This is a genomic window from bacterium (genome assembly GCA_024228115.1).
In the GTDB taxonomy this organism is placed as follows: Bacteria; Myxococcota_A; UBA9160; order UBA9160; family UBA6930.
In genome coordinates this window covers 1-16,259 of record JAAETT010000558.1, presented here as the reverse complement: position 1 = coordinate 16,259, position 16,259 = coordinate 1, and the positions used below count along the sequence as shown (strand labels likewise).

The 16,259-nt window shown below is 66.9% G+C and carries 7 protein-coding genes; 4 read left to right on the top strand and 3 right to left on the bottom strand.

Annotated features, from left to right (window positions below; all coding sequences use genetic code 11):
• Positions 1–4,617, bottom strand: a 4,617-nt coding sequence (locus tag GY937_23220; GenBank protein MCP5059627.1) for a BspA family leucine-rich repeat surface protein, incomplete at its 3' end; no start/stop codon positions are given.
• Positions 4,618–4,857: 240 nt separating this feature from the next.
• Between GY937_23220 and GY937_23215 the strand changes: the two genes are divergently transcribed.
• From GY937_23215 to GY937_23205, 3 genes are read left to right on the top strand one after another with little or no spacing between them, the layout of a single operon-like run.
• Positions 4,858–6,636: an HlyD family efflux transporter periplasmic adaptor subunit gene (locus GY937_23215; protein ID MCP5059626.1), complete on the top strand. Its 1,779-nt coding sequence runs from the start codon at positions 4,858–4,860 to the stop codon at positions 6,634–6,636.
• Positions 6,618–8,783, top strand: a complete 2,166-nt coding sequence (locus GY937_23210) for a peptidase M50 (GenBank protein ID MCP5059625.1) — start codon at positions 6,618–6,620, stop codon at positions 8,781–8,783. The genes GY937_23215 and GY937_23210 overlap by 19 nt, the downstream gene beginning before the upstream one ends.
• Positions 8,716–10,770 (top strand): prepilin peptidase, encoded by a 2,055-nt coding sequence (locus tag GY937_23205; protein MCP5059624.1) that lies wholly within the window; start codon positions 8,716–8,718, stop codon positions 10,768–10,770. Before GY937_23210 ends, GY937_23205 begins: the two co-directional genes overlap by 68 nt.
• A gap of 5 nt (positions 10,771–10,775) precedes the next feature.
• Here GY937_23205 and GY937_23200 read toward each other — a convergent pair whose 3' ends face one another.
• Together GY937_23200 and GY937_23195 are read right to left on the bottom strand one after the other, a co-directional pair.
• Entirely contained in the window at positions 10,776–12,260 is a 1,485-nt protein-coding gene (locus tag GY937_23200; protein MCP5059623.1) for a sensor domain-containing diguanylate cyclase, read from the bottom strand.
• Positions 12,261–12,264: 4 nt separating this feature from the next.
• On the bottom strand, positions 12,265–13,278 hold the full coding sequence (locus GY937_23195) for an efflux RND transporter periplasmic adaptor subunit (protein MCP5059622.1): 1,014 nt from the start codon (positions 13,276–13,278) through the stop codon (positions 12,265–12,267).
• Between the two features lie 313 nt (positions 13,279–13,591).
• Here GY937_23195 and GY937_23190 point away from each other — a divergent pair, with 313 nt between their 5' ends.
• Positions 13,592–16,057, top strand: a complete 2,466-nt coding sequence (locus GY937_23190; protein MCP5059621.1) for a response regulator — start codon at positions 13,592–13,594, stop codon at positions 16,055–16,057.
• The last annotated feature ends 202 nt before the right edge of the window (positions 16,058–16,259 follow it).

The following is a 16,259-nucleotide window of genomic DNA, read 5'->3' as shown; positions in this document are numbered from 1 at the left end:
TGAAGCCGAGTCGTTGGCGGCGGTGGGGGCGTCGTTCTGGGGCGTGACCGTGACGGTCACACTGGCGACGTTGGAGGTTGCGCCCGAGGCATCATCGATGGTGTACGAGAAGGAGTCACCGATGGTCTCGGAGCCGTCGTGAGTGTAGGTCAGCGTGCCATCACCATTGTCGACCAAGGTGCCGTTGGCGGGGCCGGATGTGATTGCGATGGATCCGAGGGCCAGTGCGTCATCGACGTCCGTGTCGTTGCCCGCGAGATCGATCAGGACGCTGCCGGCCTCGTTCACGGCGGCCGCGTCGTTGACCGCCGTGGGGGCATCGTTCTGCGGCGTGACCGTCAAGGTCACCGAGGCGACGTTCGAGGTGGCGCCCGAGGCGTCGTCGATGGTGTACGAGAAGCTGTCGCCGACGGTCTCGGAGCCGTCGTGCGTGTACGTGAAGGTGCCGTCCCCGTGGTCGACGAGGGTCCCGTTCGAGGGGGGCGAGGTGATCGCGATCGAGCCCAGGTCGAGGGCGTCGTCCACGTCCCCGTCGTTCCCCGCGAGGTCGATCACGACCGAGGCGCCCTCGTTCACGCTCGCCGAGTCGTTCACTGCAGTCGGCGCATCGTTCTGAGGGTTCACAGTGACGGTGACGCTGGCAACGTTCGAGGTGGCGCCCGACGCATCGTCGATCGTGTAGGAGAAGGAGTCGCCAACGGTCTCGGTGCCGTCGTGCGTGTAGGTGAGAGTTCCGTCGCCGTTGTCGATCAGGCTGCCGTTGGCGGGGCTACTGGTGATCGTGATCGAGCTGAGGGCCAGGGCGTTGTCGGGGTCGGTGTCGTTGCCGGAGAGGTCGATCACGACCGAGGCGCCCTCGTTCACGCTCGCCGAGTCGTTCACTGCAGTCGGCGCATCGTTCTGAGGGTTCACAGTGACGGTGACGCTGGCGACGTTCGAGGTGGCGCCCGACGCATCGTCGATCGTGTAGGAGAAGGAGTCGCCGACGGTCTCGGAGTCGTCGTGGGTGTAGGTGAGCGTCCCGTCACCGTTGTCGACCAGGGCGCCGTTGGCCGGGCCGCTCGTGATGGTGATCGAGCTGAGGTCGAGCGCGTTGTCCGGGTCCGTGTCATTCCCCGAGAGGTCGATCACGACCGAGGCGCCCTCGTTGACCGAGGCCGAGTTGTTCGCTGCGGTCGGAACGTCGTTTTGAGCATCGACACTAATCGTTGCCGTCTCACTGATGTCGGTATTCGTATCCGCGCCACCACCATTGTCGGTCACTGTGTTCAAGGTCACCGTGCGAGCTGTCGTCGACGGGTCCTGGTCGGACGCGTCGATGTCGTAGGTGATGTTCTCCAGCACCAGCTCGGCCACTGCCGCATTGGTGCTGCCGGCAAAGGTGATCGTCACGACGCCGGTGGCCTGGGTGTAGCTGTAGGTGTGACCACCGGCTATCGCGCCACTGCTGTCACTGCCGAGCCCGGTGATTGCAGTGCCGTTGATCGTCAGGGTATCGGTGTATTCAATGCCGCCACCGATGGTCAGTTGGGCGGATGCAATATAATCGCCGGATTCAACCGGGTCGATGGTGACTGTACTGAAGACCGCGGCCGAAGTTGTGTCGGTGTTTTCGGTTAAGGTGTCGTTCGCCGCAGTGGCTGCCAGCGTCGGGGTATCGTTGACCGCCGTGATTGTCACGGTGGTGCTGCCGGTTCCCTGCAGCGCGCCGCCCGTGCCCTGGCTGCCGGTGTTGCCGTCGTCGAAACTCCAGTCGATCTGGGCCGTGGCCGGGGGGGCGTCGGAGCTGTTGGCGTAGGTGATCTGTTGCAGGATGTAATCGACGTCGGCCGAGGTCGGTGTCTCGCCGTTGGCGTTGGTGAAGGTGATGACCAGTTGGCCTGATGGAGTAGTGTCGAAGATGGCGATGATCTGGCTGTTCTTGATCAGATTACCATCAAACAGAGTGATGCCGTTGCCATCGGAGAACGAGAAGACATCATCGGTGGAGACAATGCCATTACGCGCCAGCGTGACACTGGCGCCATCGTAATTGCCGTTGCCGCTGTTGAGCGCATCGAGTCCTGCATCGCTGATATCGACATCAGCATCCAGCACCACTGCCGCGCCGCCTTCGGTGAAGGTGGGTGTGCCGTCGAGGTTGGTAAAGACGGGGGTGCTGTTAACCTGCGTGTCACCAATAATTGTCCAACCATGGTCATCAATCAGGGACTGACGATCGGCAACGGACAGGCTGTAATGCAGACCGGACGCACCCAGCGTCACGCCGCTTTGCACTGTTTGTGCGGCCCACCCCGACAGGGTTGCGTCATAGTTGCTGATTGAGAGGTTTGTGTCATCGAGCATTTGACTCATGTTGGTGACGCTTGAGGTATCCCAACCGCCGATGTCCTGATTGAAGTCAAAGGCGCCATCGAGCATTCGACTCATGTTGGTGACGCTTGAGGTATCCCAACCGCCGATGTCCTGATTGAAGTCTCTGGCCAAAGCGAACATAGTGCCCATCTCGATGACACTTGACGTATCCCAACCACCAATATCCTGGTTGAAGTTATAGGCTTCCATGAACATGCCACCCATAGTGGTGACGTTCGAAGTGTCCCAGCCGCTGATGTCCTGATTGAACTGAGTGACGTAACGGAACATGGCCCGCATATCAGTGACGTTTGAGGTATCCCAACCACCAATGTCCTGATTGAAGGCCTTGGCGTAATAGAACATGAGTTCCATGTCGTTGACGTTCGAGGTGTTCCAGCCGCTGATGTCCTGATCGAAGATGGTGGCATCCTTGAACATGGCCCTCATACTGGTGACGTTCGAGGTGTCCCAGGCGCTGATATCCTGATTGAAGGCGACGGCACCCTTGAACATCGCGCCCATATCGGTGACGTCCCCCGTGTCCCAGGCGCTGATATCCTGATTGAAGGCGTCGGCACCCTCGAACATCGCGCCCATATTGGTGACGTTCGAGGTGTCCCAGCCGCTGATGTCCTGATTGATGCTGGTAGCACCTTTGAACATCTGTGACAGATTGGTGACACCGCTGAGATCGGGTGCGTCCGAGGCGTTGATGACGAGATTGTCGGCACCTTCGAAGGCGTCATTCAGATCCTGCCAGGCGATATTGCCCCACTGCTCGACCGACAACAGCTTGTCGCCATCGCCGCTGCCATTGAAATTGACCCCCGGAAAATCACCAACGACCGCGACCGTATAAGTGCCCGCACTTGCATAGGTGTGAGTTGCCGGGCCACCGGTGTAATCGGTTGAGGTTCCGTCTCCCCAAAATACCGTGAAGTTGGTGGTGCCGGCACCGATCGGGATGGTGATGGTGTCACTGGCCGACGTACCCGGATTGTCGGTCTGCCAGGTCGTGACAAAGCCATTTGCCAGTGCGGCCGCTTCTGCTCCGCCGTCGTGGGTGATCTGGACGTTGTCGACGAGGTGGGAGCCGGTCCCCCAATCGCCGCGGTAGAAGCGGATATGGGTCGTCGCCGTGTTGTACGTGTTGGTGTCGATGGGAATGGATTCGTGGGTGTAGGACGAGTTGCTGCCGTCGGGCAGTGCCGTCAACAGGTCCCAGTCCGTGCCGTTCGTCGAGATGCCCACGCTGATCTCGTTTTCCCAGCTCTCCCCGCTGCGTCGCCAATCGAACTCGAGGGTCGCGGTCGTGGCCGTGCTGAGGTCGATCGTGCGTTGGACCCACATCGCCGCCTCGAGCTCGCCGTCGCCGAGCTCGAGCTGCTGCGACAGCACCCGGATGGCCCCGGACGAGGGAGAGCCGTCACCCCCGACCTCCTGCCAATCGCCCTCCCAGCCGCTCCCACCGCTGTAGTCACCGCTCGAGAAGTCGTCGCTCGCGACGACGAGCGTGCCGGCCCAGCTCTTCGTCGTCTCGGCGCTGAAGGCGAGCGAGGTCTCGACCTCGCCGGTGCGGACCTCGAGCGTCCAATCGCCGCCCAGGGCCTCGGCGCCCGTGAGGTCGTCGCTGGCGGCTACGTCCGCGCCCGTGAGCTTGGCGATCGATCCGACGAGCGCCTCGCCGACCTCGCCGCCGGCGAGGTCGCAGCCGTAGAAGAGCAGGTCTGCGTCCTCGGAGAGGGCATCGGCCCAGCCGGCGAGTGCTCCTTCGTAGCTGGAGAGCGTGTCGCCCGAGAGCCAGCCGTCGCCCAGCTGCACGGCACCCTCGGTGCCGTGGGAGACGATGTGGATTGCATCCAGGCCCTGGTAGTCGGTCAGGGTCTCGCTGATCTGCGCGATGCCGTCCTGCTCGGCGTCGAGCAGGACGACCTCGAGGGTTCGGCCCTCGGGGGTCGCCGAGCGCAGATCGTCTACGAGCGTCTCGTAGCCCTCGACGCCCGTGTCGACGAAGACCAGTTCCTTGCGGCTCTCGATGGCCGCCGGGTCCGTAGCCGCGACCGCCTCGCTGGCATCGAGCACGAACTCGATCGCACCCTCGCCCGGGTTTGCGCCGGACATCGCATCGTCGAGTGAGTCGGCGTCGGGGGCGGCGGTGAAGGTCGAGAGCAGGACGCGCGGCTCGAGGGCTTCGAGCTCCGGGCTGCCGGCGGCCTGCTCCGGCTGCGGCTTCTTTTGATGATGTCTGCGACGGGCCATGGGCCCTCCTTGGACGAATCCCGCCCCGCCAGCCCCGTTTCCGACGAGAGGTGTGGCCAGCTTCCGCTCTCATCGGACCACCCACGACAGCCCTTGATAGAAATGTGTCGAAAATCACCCTCCGAAACGCCACATTGGCACGCAACAAAGAGGTAAAAAGCCCTCGTCTCACCGTTGATCGACTCTCAACTGCCTGGAAAGTCTCACGAAACCACGTGTGTGTGCCGATGGAAGAGGGCGATGCAATCCATCCTTCAAACCTGGCTCACCCGGCAGTGCGAGTCTGGGGACCGTTCGGCTCGCGGCACCCTGTGGTTGCGGAAGGGGCGGGAGGAACCGCCGGAGCTGGTCGCGATCCACCCGCCGGGCCTCGGGATGGGCCTGCCCCATCCGGAAGGCCACCGCGCTGCCGCCTCCGCCGCGTTGGCTGCAGCCCGCGCTGTGGTGAAGAGCGGAGAAGAGAAGGATCTCGTCGCGGCGCCCGGCGTGTGCGGCGGCCAGCCCGTGGCTGCAGTGGTGGAGCACCCGCGCGCCACGCCCCGCGAGCAGGCGGCAGCGCTCGATGCGCTGCGCATCGGGCTCGATTGGCTCGGCTGGGCTTCCAGCCTGGAGCGGCCGCGGGGTGATGCTGCCAAGGGGCGGAGTACGGGTAGCCCGGTCGCCGCACGCACCCTCGATCTGCTCGCCGTGGCACTCGAGCCGCGGCCGGTTTCCGCAACCTCGCTCGCCATTGCCACCGAGCTCGCCTCCCAACTGGGCTGCGAGCGGGTCAGCCTCGGGCGCTTCCAGGGCGACGAGCTCGTGCTCGACGCGGTCTCCCACACCGCGCAGCTGGACACGCGTTCGCGTCTGGCGGGCGACATCGTCGCCGCCATGCAGGAGGCCATCGACCAGGACGCGGTGATCGTCTATCCGGCACCCGAAGATGGAGCGCAGCTGGCGGCCGTGGCCCATCGCCGCCTGGCCGACGAACAAGCCCTGGCCGGCGTGTGGACCTTGCCCCTGCGCGACGACGAAGCGCTCGCCGGCGCATTGCTCGTCGAGTTCACTCCGGGGCAGAGCCCGCCAAAAGGGACCCGCGCCTGGCTCGAGCAGCTGGTGTCGCTGCTTGCCCCGGTGCTAGGCCTGCGCCGCCGCGATCAGGCGTCGTTCGGCGCGCGCACCCGCGTGCTCCTGCGGGAGGACCTCCCCGAAACGCTGGGCCTCGAGCGGCTGAACGTTCGCCTGACGCTCGGCCTTGGCGTCTTCCTGCTCTTGGCGCTGGCGCTGCTGCCCGCGACTCATCGTATCGCCGCCCCCGCCCAGCTCGAGGGCATCGTGCAACGCGCCATCGTGGCGCCGATGCAGGCGTACGTCGCCGAGAGCCGTCACCGGGCCGGCGACGTCGTGCGCAAGGGGGAGGTGTTAGGCGTTCTCGAAGACGCCGATCTGCGTCTCGAAGCGCGCAAGTGGGAGGCCAAGCGCGAGCAGCGCCGCAAGGAGCTGCGCGCCGCGATGGCGGAAAGCGATCGCTCCCAGGTGCGCATCCTTCAGGCCCAGGTGGAGCAGGCGGACGCGGAGCTGGAGTTGATCATCGAGCAGCGCCGCCGTACCCGGCTCGTGGCTCCCTTCGATGGCGTCATCACGCGCGGAGATCTCTCCCAGGCCCTGGGCTCGCCGGTCGAGCGGGGCGAAGTGCTGTTCGAGGTGGCGCCCCGGGACGACTACCGCATCACCCTCGAAGTCGACGGGCGGGACATCGCCTTCGTCGAGGCGGGCCAGGCCGGCCGGCTCACCCTGCAGGCGTTGCCCGGCGAGGCGAGGCCATTCGTCGTACGTCGGGTGACGCCGATCTCCAGCGCCGAGGAGGGGCGGAGCTTCTTCCGTGTGGAGGCCGCCCTCGAGGGCGATGGCAGCGGTCTACGGCCGGGCATGGACGGTGTGGCAAAGATCGACGCGGGACGCCGTAGCCTGCTCTGGATCTGGACGCACTCGGCCCTCGATTGGCTGCGCATGGCCTGGTGGGCCTGGGTTCCCTAGTGGGCGAGCGCTTGTTCAGTCCGTTCTGGTACCGGGTCGCCGAGCTGCGGCCGCGGCTGCGCACCCATGTGCGCATCCATCGCCACGTCTATCGCGGGCAGCGCTGGTACGTGCTGGAAAATCCGGCCTCCCAGCAGCAGCACCGCTTCGCGCCGACCGCCCACTACGTGATCTCACTGATGGACGGTGAGCGCAGCGTGGCGGATATCTGGACCGCGGCGCTCGACCACCTGGGGGATGACGCGCCGAACCAGGGCCAGATGATCACGCTGCTGGCCCAGCTTCATAGCGCCGACGCGATGCTCTGCGATGTTCCGCCGGACACGGGTCAGCTCTTCGCCCGCAATGTCCAACACCAGAAGCAGCACGGGTTGGGCCAGCGCTTCAAGAACCCGCTCTATGTACGTCTGCCGCTTTGGGACGCGGATGCCTGGCTCGAGCGACATCACGGACGCGTGGTTCCACTCTTCACGCGCACCGCCTGGCTCGGCTGGTGCGCGCTCGTGGCCCTGGCGGCAGTGACGGCGCTGCGCAACCTGGATGCACTGGTCGCCTACACCCGCGACACGCTCTGGGATCCGAAGAGCCTGGTGCTGCTGGTCTTGCTCTACCCGCTGGTGAAGGCGCTCCACGAATTCGGCCACGCTTTCGCTGCCAAGCATTGGGGTGCGCCGGTCCACGAGATCGGCGTGATGCTGCTCATCGGCATGCCGGTGCCCTATGTGGACGCGTCGGCCACTGCGGCCTTTCCGAGCAAACGCGCGCGCATGGTGGTGGGCGCCGCCGGCGTGATCGTCGAACTGGCGCTCGCCGCGTTGGCGCTGTTCCTCTGGCTCGCGGTGTCGCCCGGGATCGTGAAGCTGGCCGCCTTCCAGGTGATGGCGATCGGCGGCATCTCCACACTGCTCTTCAACGGCAACCCCCTGATCCGCTTCGACGGCTACTACGTCCTTGCTGACGCGCTCGAGATTCCGAACCTGGCGACCCGCGCGAACAAGTACCTGCGCTACCTCGCCGAGAGCCGGATCCTGGGCCTGCCAGAGCGGCGGCCTCAAGGCATCGCACCCGGCGAGCGACCCTGGCTTGCGACCTACGCCGTGCTTGCCTTCATCTACCGGATCTTCCTGACAGTCACGATCGCGCTCTTCATCGCCGGGAAATTCTTCAGCGTGGGTGTCGCGCTCGCGATCTGGTCTCTGCTTCTGCAGGTCGCTGTGCCCGCCGTACGCGGCGTGATGCTGCTGCGCCGCGATCCACGGGTCGGCGAGCGGCCGCTGCAGGCCGCCGGTCGCGCGGCCGGTGCGGTAGCCAGTGTGTTACTCGTGCTGTTCGTGCTGCCGTTCCCGATGTGGACGGTGAGCGACGGGGTCGTCTGGCTGCCCGAGCAGGCGCAGGTGAGGGCGGGAGCCACGGGGGTCGTCGTAGACATTCTCGCCGCGCCCGGGAGCGCTGTGCAGTCCGGCACACCGCTGCTCGAGATCCACGATGATCTGATGGCCGCGGAAGTCCGCGTCCTCGAGGCCCGCGAACGCGAGGCTCGCGCGCGGGTTGAATCGAGGCAGTCCCGGGACCGGGTCGGCGCAGAGGTGGCACGGGAAGAGCTGGCCTCGGTGCGCGCCGAGCTGGCCCGCGCCCGGGAGCGTCATGGCGAGGGCATCGTGCGTGCCGAGGCGGCGGGTCGGTTCGTGCTGCCGCGTGCCGAGGATCTTCCCGATCGCTTTGTCGAGAAGGGCGCCGTGATCGGATACCTGGATGTGGACGGTCCCTCGACGATCCGCGTCGTGGTGCAGCAAGAGGACGCGGCCTGGGTGCGCGGTGCCACCGAGGCGGTGAGCGTGCGGCTAGCCGGCATCGGTCATGCGATTTCAGCGAGCCTCGCGCGAGAGGTTCCCCAGGCGACGGATCGGCTGCCGAGCCTCGCGTTGGGAGCTGCGGGAGGCGGTGGCCTCGCTGTTGATAGTCGCGACCAGCAGGGCTTGACCGCTCTCGAGTCGCTCTTCCAATTCGATGTCCAGCTCCTAGGCGGCGCCCGAGCGCCCGGCCTCGGCAGCCGCGCCCGCGTGCGTTTCGACCACGGCAATGAGCCGGTGGGCTTCCGGGCGATCCGCGCCGCTCGGCGTCTGTTCATGGACCGGCTGCGTGTCTGAACTGTTCCGGCCGGGCGTCCTGCGCGGGGGCTACCCCGAGCGCGTCGAGCCGCGCGCGCCGCGGCTCGAGCGCAAGCTGAGCCAGCTGAGGGAGCGCGCGCGGGGCGAACGACCGCGCGTCTCAGAGCTTCGCGCGCGGGCACGCGAAGTGATCCTACGATCCGACGGCCTCACCGACGCATCCTCTGATGAGCTGGCCCAGCGCCTGGCGGATGTCGTGCCGGCGCTCCGCCGCAGCCTTGCTGGTGAGCCGCTGCTCGAGACGCTTGCCCTGGTGCGCGAGCAGGCTCGGCGGGAGCTCGGCATGGCCCATTTCGAGGTCCAGCTGATGGCAGGCATGGGCATGTTGCACGGAATGCTCGTCGAGCTCGACACGGGAGAGGGCAAGACGCTCTCGGCCACGCTTCCCGCTGCGGTGGCCGCGCTGGCCGGGATTCCGGTCCACGTGATCACGGTGAACGACTATCTGGTCGAGCGGGACGCCGAGACGATGGGGCCGCTCTACCGGGCGTTGGGGCTGAGCGTGGGTACGGTGGTGGATCGGGATCCCGATCCCGAGATCCGCCGACACGCCTACGCCTGCGACATCACCTACGTGACCAACAAGCAGATTGCGTTCGACTACCTGCGTGATCGACTCTCCCGACCGAATCGCAGTGAGGCCTTGCGCGGTGAGGTGGCGCGTCTTCAGCAGGAAGGCCAACAAGGACAGCAGGGCGCCGGGCTGCTGCTGCGCGGCCTTTGCTATGCGATTGTGGACGAGGCGGACAGCGTGCTGGTCGACGAGGCACGCACGCCCCTGATCCTCTCGCGCAACGTGCCCGCGCCGGGGCTCGAGGAGATCGCGCGCCAGGCGACACAAGTGGCCGCGCTTCTCCGGGAAGACGAGGACTACCAGCTATCGCGCGACGGCCGCAACGCAGATGTGACCGAGAGCGGCCGCGCACGGATCGGCGAGCTCTCCAAGGGCTACGGGGGCATCTGGAACGCACCTCTGCGCCGCGCCGAGCTGGTGCGGGTGGCTCTCACGGCCGCGCGGGGCTACGTCCGCGACGAGGACTACGTCGTCCGCGACGGCAAGCTGGAGATCGTCGACGCGCAGACCGGCCGCTCGATGCCGGATCGCTCCTGGGAGGGCGGCCTGCAGCAGATGATCGAGCTGAAGGAAGGTTGCGAAATCTCGGGCGAGCGCGAGACGATCGCCAGGATCAGTTACCAGCAATTCTACCGGCGCTACCTGCGGCTCGGCGGCATGACTGGCACCGGCCGCGAGGTAGGTCGCGAGATCGAGGATGTCTACGGTTTGCCGATGATCCGGATCGAACCGCGACGCCCGACCCGCAGGCTCGACCAGGGCGTTCGTGTGCTGCCCAGCAGCAACGACAAGTGGGCCGCCGTGGTTGGGCGCCTGCGCGCCCTGCATGCCGAGGAGCGGCCCGTGTTGGTTGGCACCGCCTCCGTCCGCTCCTCTGAGGCCCTGGGCCGGACGCTCGCCGAAGCCGGGCTCCCCTACGTGCTCCTCAACGCGCTCCAGAACGCCGACGAGGCAGAGATCATCGGCCATGCGGGCGAGAGCGGCCGGATCACCGTGGCCACGAACATGGCCGGGCGCGGCTCCGACATCCGCGTGCCGGAGGACGTCGAGCAGCGCGGTGGCCTCCACGTCCTGTCGGTCGAACGCGCCGAAGCGCGTCGCATCGATCGTCAGCTCTTCGGACGCTGTGGTCGGCAGGGCGACGCGGGCTCCTTCGAGCAACTGCTCTCGATCGAGGACGGGTTCGTCGCGGATCGGAGCCCGGCCTGGCTGGTTCGCCTCGTCCAGCGGGCCCTGCAGCAGGGTTGGCCCGGCGCAGAAACGCTCGCACGCGGGCGGATCGCCTGGGTACAGCGGCGGGTAGAGCATGGGCACGCCGAGCAACGGGCGCAGCTGCTCCGCAGCGAGGCCGAGCTGGAGCGCGCGCTGGCGTTCGCGGGGTCGGCGGAATAGCTCGTCTAGATACTGTCGAAACGCGTCAGACGGTTGCGACCGTTTTCCTTGGAGAAGTAGAGCGCCTGGTCGGCCTGGTCGATCAGCCCGGTCAGGCTGTCTGCGCGGTCCCGCACTGAGGCGACCCCGAGGCTTGCTGCAATCGGAACGCTCGTGAAACCCGGGGCAGCGATCTGGCGGCGGACACGTTCGCCCAAGGCCTCCGCCTCTTCCCGGGTGGAATCCGGGAGGGCTACGCAGAACTCTTCGCCGCCGTAGCGGCAGACGATGCCGCTACCGCCGAGCTGGCTCGTGAGGCCGTCGGCGACGCGGCGGATGACCTCGTCACCTGTCAGGTGCCCATGTTCGTCGTTGACGCGCTTGAAGTGATCGATGTCGACCATCAGGCACGCGAGCTCATCGCCATCGGCCCGGGCGCTCTGGAACAGGGGCTCCACGTCCTCCATGAAGCTGCGTCGGTTGGCGACGCCTGTCAGGGGGTCGGTGCGGGCGAGCTGCTGGAGTTCCTCGTTCTGGAGGCGGATCTCGTCGCGGGATTTCTCGAGTTTGTCCAGCGCGTGCTGAAGCTCGGCGCGATTTTCTTCGAGCTCGGTGACGTCGTCGAACGTGACGATGGCTCCGGTTGGACGGCCCCAGCCGTCGAGTACAGGCGCACCGTTCACGGTGAGTACGATCCGCCTCCGGGCGCTGCGATTCAACGTGAGGGTTTCGCCAACGAAGGCTTCGCCATCGCGCATCGCGCGCAGCCACGGGAACTCCCCCCTTACCTCGTCTCCCTGCCGGTCCCGCCAGCCGAAGGAGGAGGCCTTGCGTCCCATCAGGTCCACAGATCGGAGCCCGAAGCGCGTTGCGAAGGCGTCGTTGGCCATCACCACATCATCGTGCGGGTCGATGACGATGACGCCTTCGGTCATCACGTCGAGGGTGGCCTGGACCCGGGTGGGGATCACGGCCGAGGGGTCGAGGTGCCGCAGGGTGCGGCGCAAATAGAAGCCGTAGGCGAAGAAGCCAACCACGCCCACCAGGACCAGGATGCGCAGCAGGGGATGGCTCCACAGGTTCGCCAGCAGGCCGTCGCCGCCCTGATCCTGGAAGCGGAGTTCGATGGTCGACCACTGCTCGCCGTCCCGATACAACGGGATCCCGATGTGGTCGGCGGTCGAGCGCCCGTCCGCCGGAGGATTCCAGAGATCGCGATGCTCGCCGACGTCGATCATCAGCCTTCCGCCTGCGGCACGTAGGCCGGCGGAGAGGACTTCCTCGTTCCGCTCCACGGCCACCCGCAAGGCGGCACGTACCGAACGCAGGTCGCCGCGATCGATGCCGACCGTTGCCTGGGTTGCCACGGCCTCGGCGATACGGATACGCAGCTCCGTGTCGCGGTTCTCTACGTTGGGAAGCCAACCCAACAGGTCGAGGCCCATCAGGATGGTGCTCGTCAGCATCACCAGCCCGAAGCTGATGCGGAAGATCGGTCCGAACGATCCCACCGCGTTAGTCGTCCAGGAACTTCACCGTGCAGTGGAGCCCGCCCGGGATCTGGCCACCCGGGTTGGGAAGATCCAGCCGCACGCTGAAGGTGCCGCTCGCGGCATCGATGATCGGGTCGACGATTGCGACGTTCGCGACCACGCTCGCATCGACCGGGAACTCCGGTTCGATGGTGGCACGCATGCCCGGATGCACGCTGCCGTAGCGGCTCGCGGGCATCAGCACGTCGACACGCAGGGGGTCGATCTGGGCGATCTTCAAGATCGTTTCCTCGTCCACGACCTCACCCGCCTCCAGAAGGCGCTCGGTCACGACTCCCGAGATCGGCGCGCGCAAGGTGCGCCGGGCGAGCAGCGCCTTGGCCTGCCGAAGCTCCAGCCCCGCGAGCTGCCGGGCCTCCTTCGCCTGCAGCAGCTCGAGCTCACCGATGCGCGCCTGGGTATCCAGCTCCTCGCGGGTGTCTACGGAGAGCGCCTTCTTTTCGAACAGCTCCGCCCCGCGCTTCTGGCGCTTCGTACTCAATGCGAAGCTCTCCTCGTGAGCGCGCAGTGAACCCTCGAGGCCGGCTCGTAGGCGCGCAACCTGGACGGCTGCGGCCTCGACTCCCGCCTCGAGCTCGACGACGGTCTGACCTTCCTTCACCGGATCCCCGCGCTCGACGTGGATCGTCTCGATCAGGCCGAGGGTCTGGCTGCCGATGGCTACGGTCTTCGAGGGCTGGACCAGACAGTCCAGCGCGCCGTCCGGATCCGCGGATAGGGTTTCGGCGGCGCCGTCCGGAGCGCCAGTCGAGAGCCAGTCATCCTCCGGCGGTGCGAGCGGGTCGGACGCTGTCCGGTCCACCGCGGCGGCCGTGCCCGCCGCTTCCCCCGCTGCATCCCGTAGGGGCGATCGCTCGTCTGCGTTCCTATCCGTCGAAATGAAGGCGGGCACCGCCAGGAGCAGTACCAGCAGCAAGGCGCCGGCCGAGATCAGGCCACGGGACGATTGCAGCCAGGGCGGAAGGGACGCAGGCACGAGAGGCTCTCCACGAGAAAGGACCGAGTTCAGCTCTTCGACCGGATGGCGCCCTGGCATGAGGGCGTTTCCCGGCAGCGTTCTCGTCCACCTTCAGCCTTCCTCACGGCGGACCGATGCGCCCTACGGTGACGCCCGCTGGGTGCCGCCATCAGGGAGGGACGATGTCGCGAACAGGGTCTGGACGAGAGCGCGGCGGCCGGCCGCGTGTCGGGGTGCCGTTCGGCCTCCACTGGAATCTCGTTGGTGAGACCACGCGAGAGGTCCGGGCGACGGCACTTGAGATGGGGCCGGGCGGGATCGCAGAGCACAGATGAACGAAGCCCAGCCCGATCGCGTGCAAGCGCCTCTCATGCGCACCAGCCTGGCAGCGAAACTCGCGCTGATGGTTGCGCTGCTGGTCGTGGCCGCGATCGTTGGAACCGGCTGGCTCGGTCAGGCCGCCCGCGATCAGGACGCCGCCCGAGCCCAGCAGGCCCGCGGCGCGCGCATCGCAAGCCGACTTGCACCGCTGTTGGCCATGCAGGAAGCCCTTGCGCGCGAGTCCGCCCTCGCGGCGGCGCTCGAAGACCTCGGGCGAGGCGGTGACATGGCCTACGCGCGCGTGCTCGATCCCGGTCTACGGGTCGTGGCCAAACAGGTCTTCCAGGCCGTGGCCGACAGCCCGGATCGCGTGCGCGACGTCGCCCGGCGCGCCCTTCATCCAGAGCCGATTCGTTGGGCGGATGGTCCCGAGTACGATGTGGTGGATCTCTTCGTTCCGGTGATCGCGGATGATGCTCTCCAGGCGATGCAGCCGGTGGGCCGCCCGCTGCCGCGGGAGCTGGGCTTCGTGCAGGTCGGCGTCCGCGTTCCCGACACTCTCGCCTCGAGTGCGCCCTCTCGCGAGACGCTCGCGGCTGCTGGCGTCCTCGCGCTGGTCCTGGTTGGCCTCGGCTGGATCGGTAGCCGCGGGCTCACCGCGCGCATGCGGCGGCTCGCCGCTGTTACGCGCGATATCGCTGCCGGGCAGTTCGACCGCGTGGTTGGTGTGAGCGGAAGCGACGAGGTGGGTCACCTGGCCCGCGGGCTCGGTGTGATGATCGATCGGTTGCGCGACTACCGGGAGCAGCTGGAAGGCCACCGGCACGATCTGGAGGAGCAGGTGCGCGAGCGCACCTTGCAGCTCGAGACCCGCACTGAAGAGGCGGTCGAGCTGGCCCGCCAGGCGGAAGAGGCAAGCCTCGCCAAGTCCCAGTTCCTGGCCAACATGAGCCACGAGATCCGCACGCCGATGAACGGTGTGTTGGGCATGACGGAGCTGCTGCTCGAGACCTCTCTCGACGAGAGCCAACGCGGCTTCACGAGCACGGCCCATCGCTCCGCCGAGCTACTGCTCGGGACCATCAACGATATCCTCGACTTCTCGAAGGCCGAGGCCAACAAGCTCGAGCTCGAGTCGTGCACCTGCCAAGTGAGCCAGGCGGTGAACGAGGTCGTTGACGTCGTGTCCGAGGCCGCCGCCCGCAAGGGTGTCGAGCTGGCGACCCACGTACCCGACGACGTGCCCTTCGCCATTCGCTCGGATCCGGTGCGCCTGCGCCAGGTCCTCACAAACCTGGTTGGCAACGCGGTCAAGTTCACCGAGGAAGGCTCGGTCGCGATCAGCGTCACGCGGCTCAGCCACCCGGACGAGGCCGACGGCTTCTGTCGCCTCGAGTTCGCCGTCGCCGACACGGGCATTGGCATCCCCGAAGAGGAGAAGGACCGCATCTTCCACTCCTTTACCCAGGCGGATGGCTCGATGGCACGCCGCCACGGCGGCACTGGGCTGGGCCTCGCGATTGCGCGCCAGCTGGTGGAACTGATGGACGGCGAGCTGCGCTTCGAGAGCGAACCCGGGCGGGGCTCGCGCTTCTGGTTCACGATTCCCGCCGAGATGGTGGAAGAGCAGGCTCCGGCAGATGCTGGCAAGGGCCCGTCGGAGCCGCGGGCCGCGGTCGATCTCGGTCCCCTGAACCTGCGCATCCTGCTGGCCGAGGACAACGAGGTCAACCAGGAGGTGGCCGTGGCGCTGCTCGAGTCGCTGCAGTGCGAGGTCGAGCTGGCGCCCGATGGCGAGGTCGCCGTGCAGAAGGCCGCCGACGGCTTCGACATCGTGCTGATGGACTGCCAGATGCCCCAGATGGATGGCATCGAGGCCACACGCAACATCCGAAGCGCCGACGTGCGCGCGCGTAGCGGCGAGCGGATTCCGATCGTCGCTGTCACCGCCCATGCCATGCGCCACGACCGCGAGGTCTGCTTTGCCGCGGGAATGGACGGCTATTTGAGCAAGCCCTTCAGTCGCGAAGAGCTGCTGCAGGCACTCTCCGCCTGGAGGAAGCAGGGTGCGGCAGCCCCGGCCCCGGTGCGACCCGCGGCGAAGCGGGTGACCGGCTGCATCGACACCGAGGCGATCACGGAACTCCGCGAGTTGGAGAACGGCCGTCGCCAGGGGCTGGTGGCCAAGCTGATCGGGACGTTCCGGGCCTCGTCGACCAAGCTGCTGGGCCAGATCGAAGAGGGCCTGGTGGCGGGCGAGGCCAGCGCTGTCCGCGACGCGGCCCATGCGCTCAAGTCGAGTAGCGCACAACTCGGCGCCAGGCGGGTCTCCGAGTTGGCGCGCAGCCTGGAGGATGCTGGCCGCAGCGGGGCGATGGAGATCATGCCCGAGCTGGCGGACCAGCTCGGCCCCGAACTCGAGGAGGCGCTCGACGAACTCGGGCGCCTGGCAGCCGAAGAGAGCGCAGGTTTCTAGTTGCGGAGCGAAGAATGGGTCTAGGGCAAGATCGGTAGTCCCGTTCACATAGGTCTCTGTTTAGCTCGCGTAGATGGGGCAATGAATGCGTTGCGGGGTCACGCAGCGCGTCTTGATCCGCCCCTCGTAGCAGGCCTTCACCCATGGCTCGAGGGACTGCCGCCATGGAAAGAGGCGTCGCGACAAGATCTCATCCACGGTC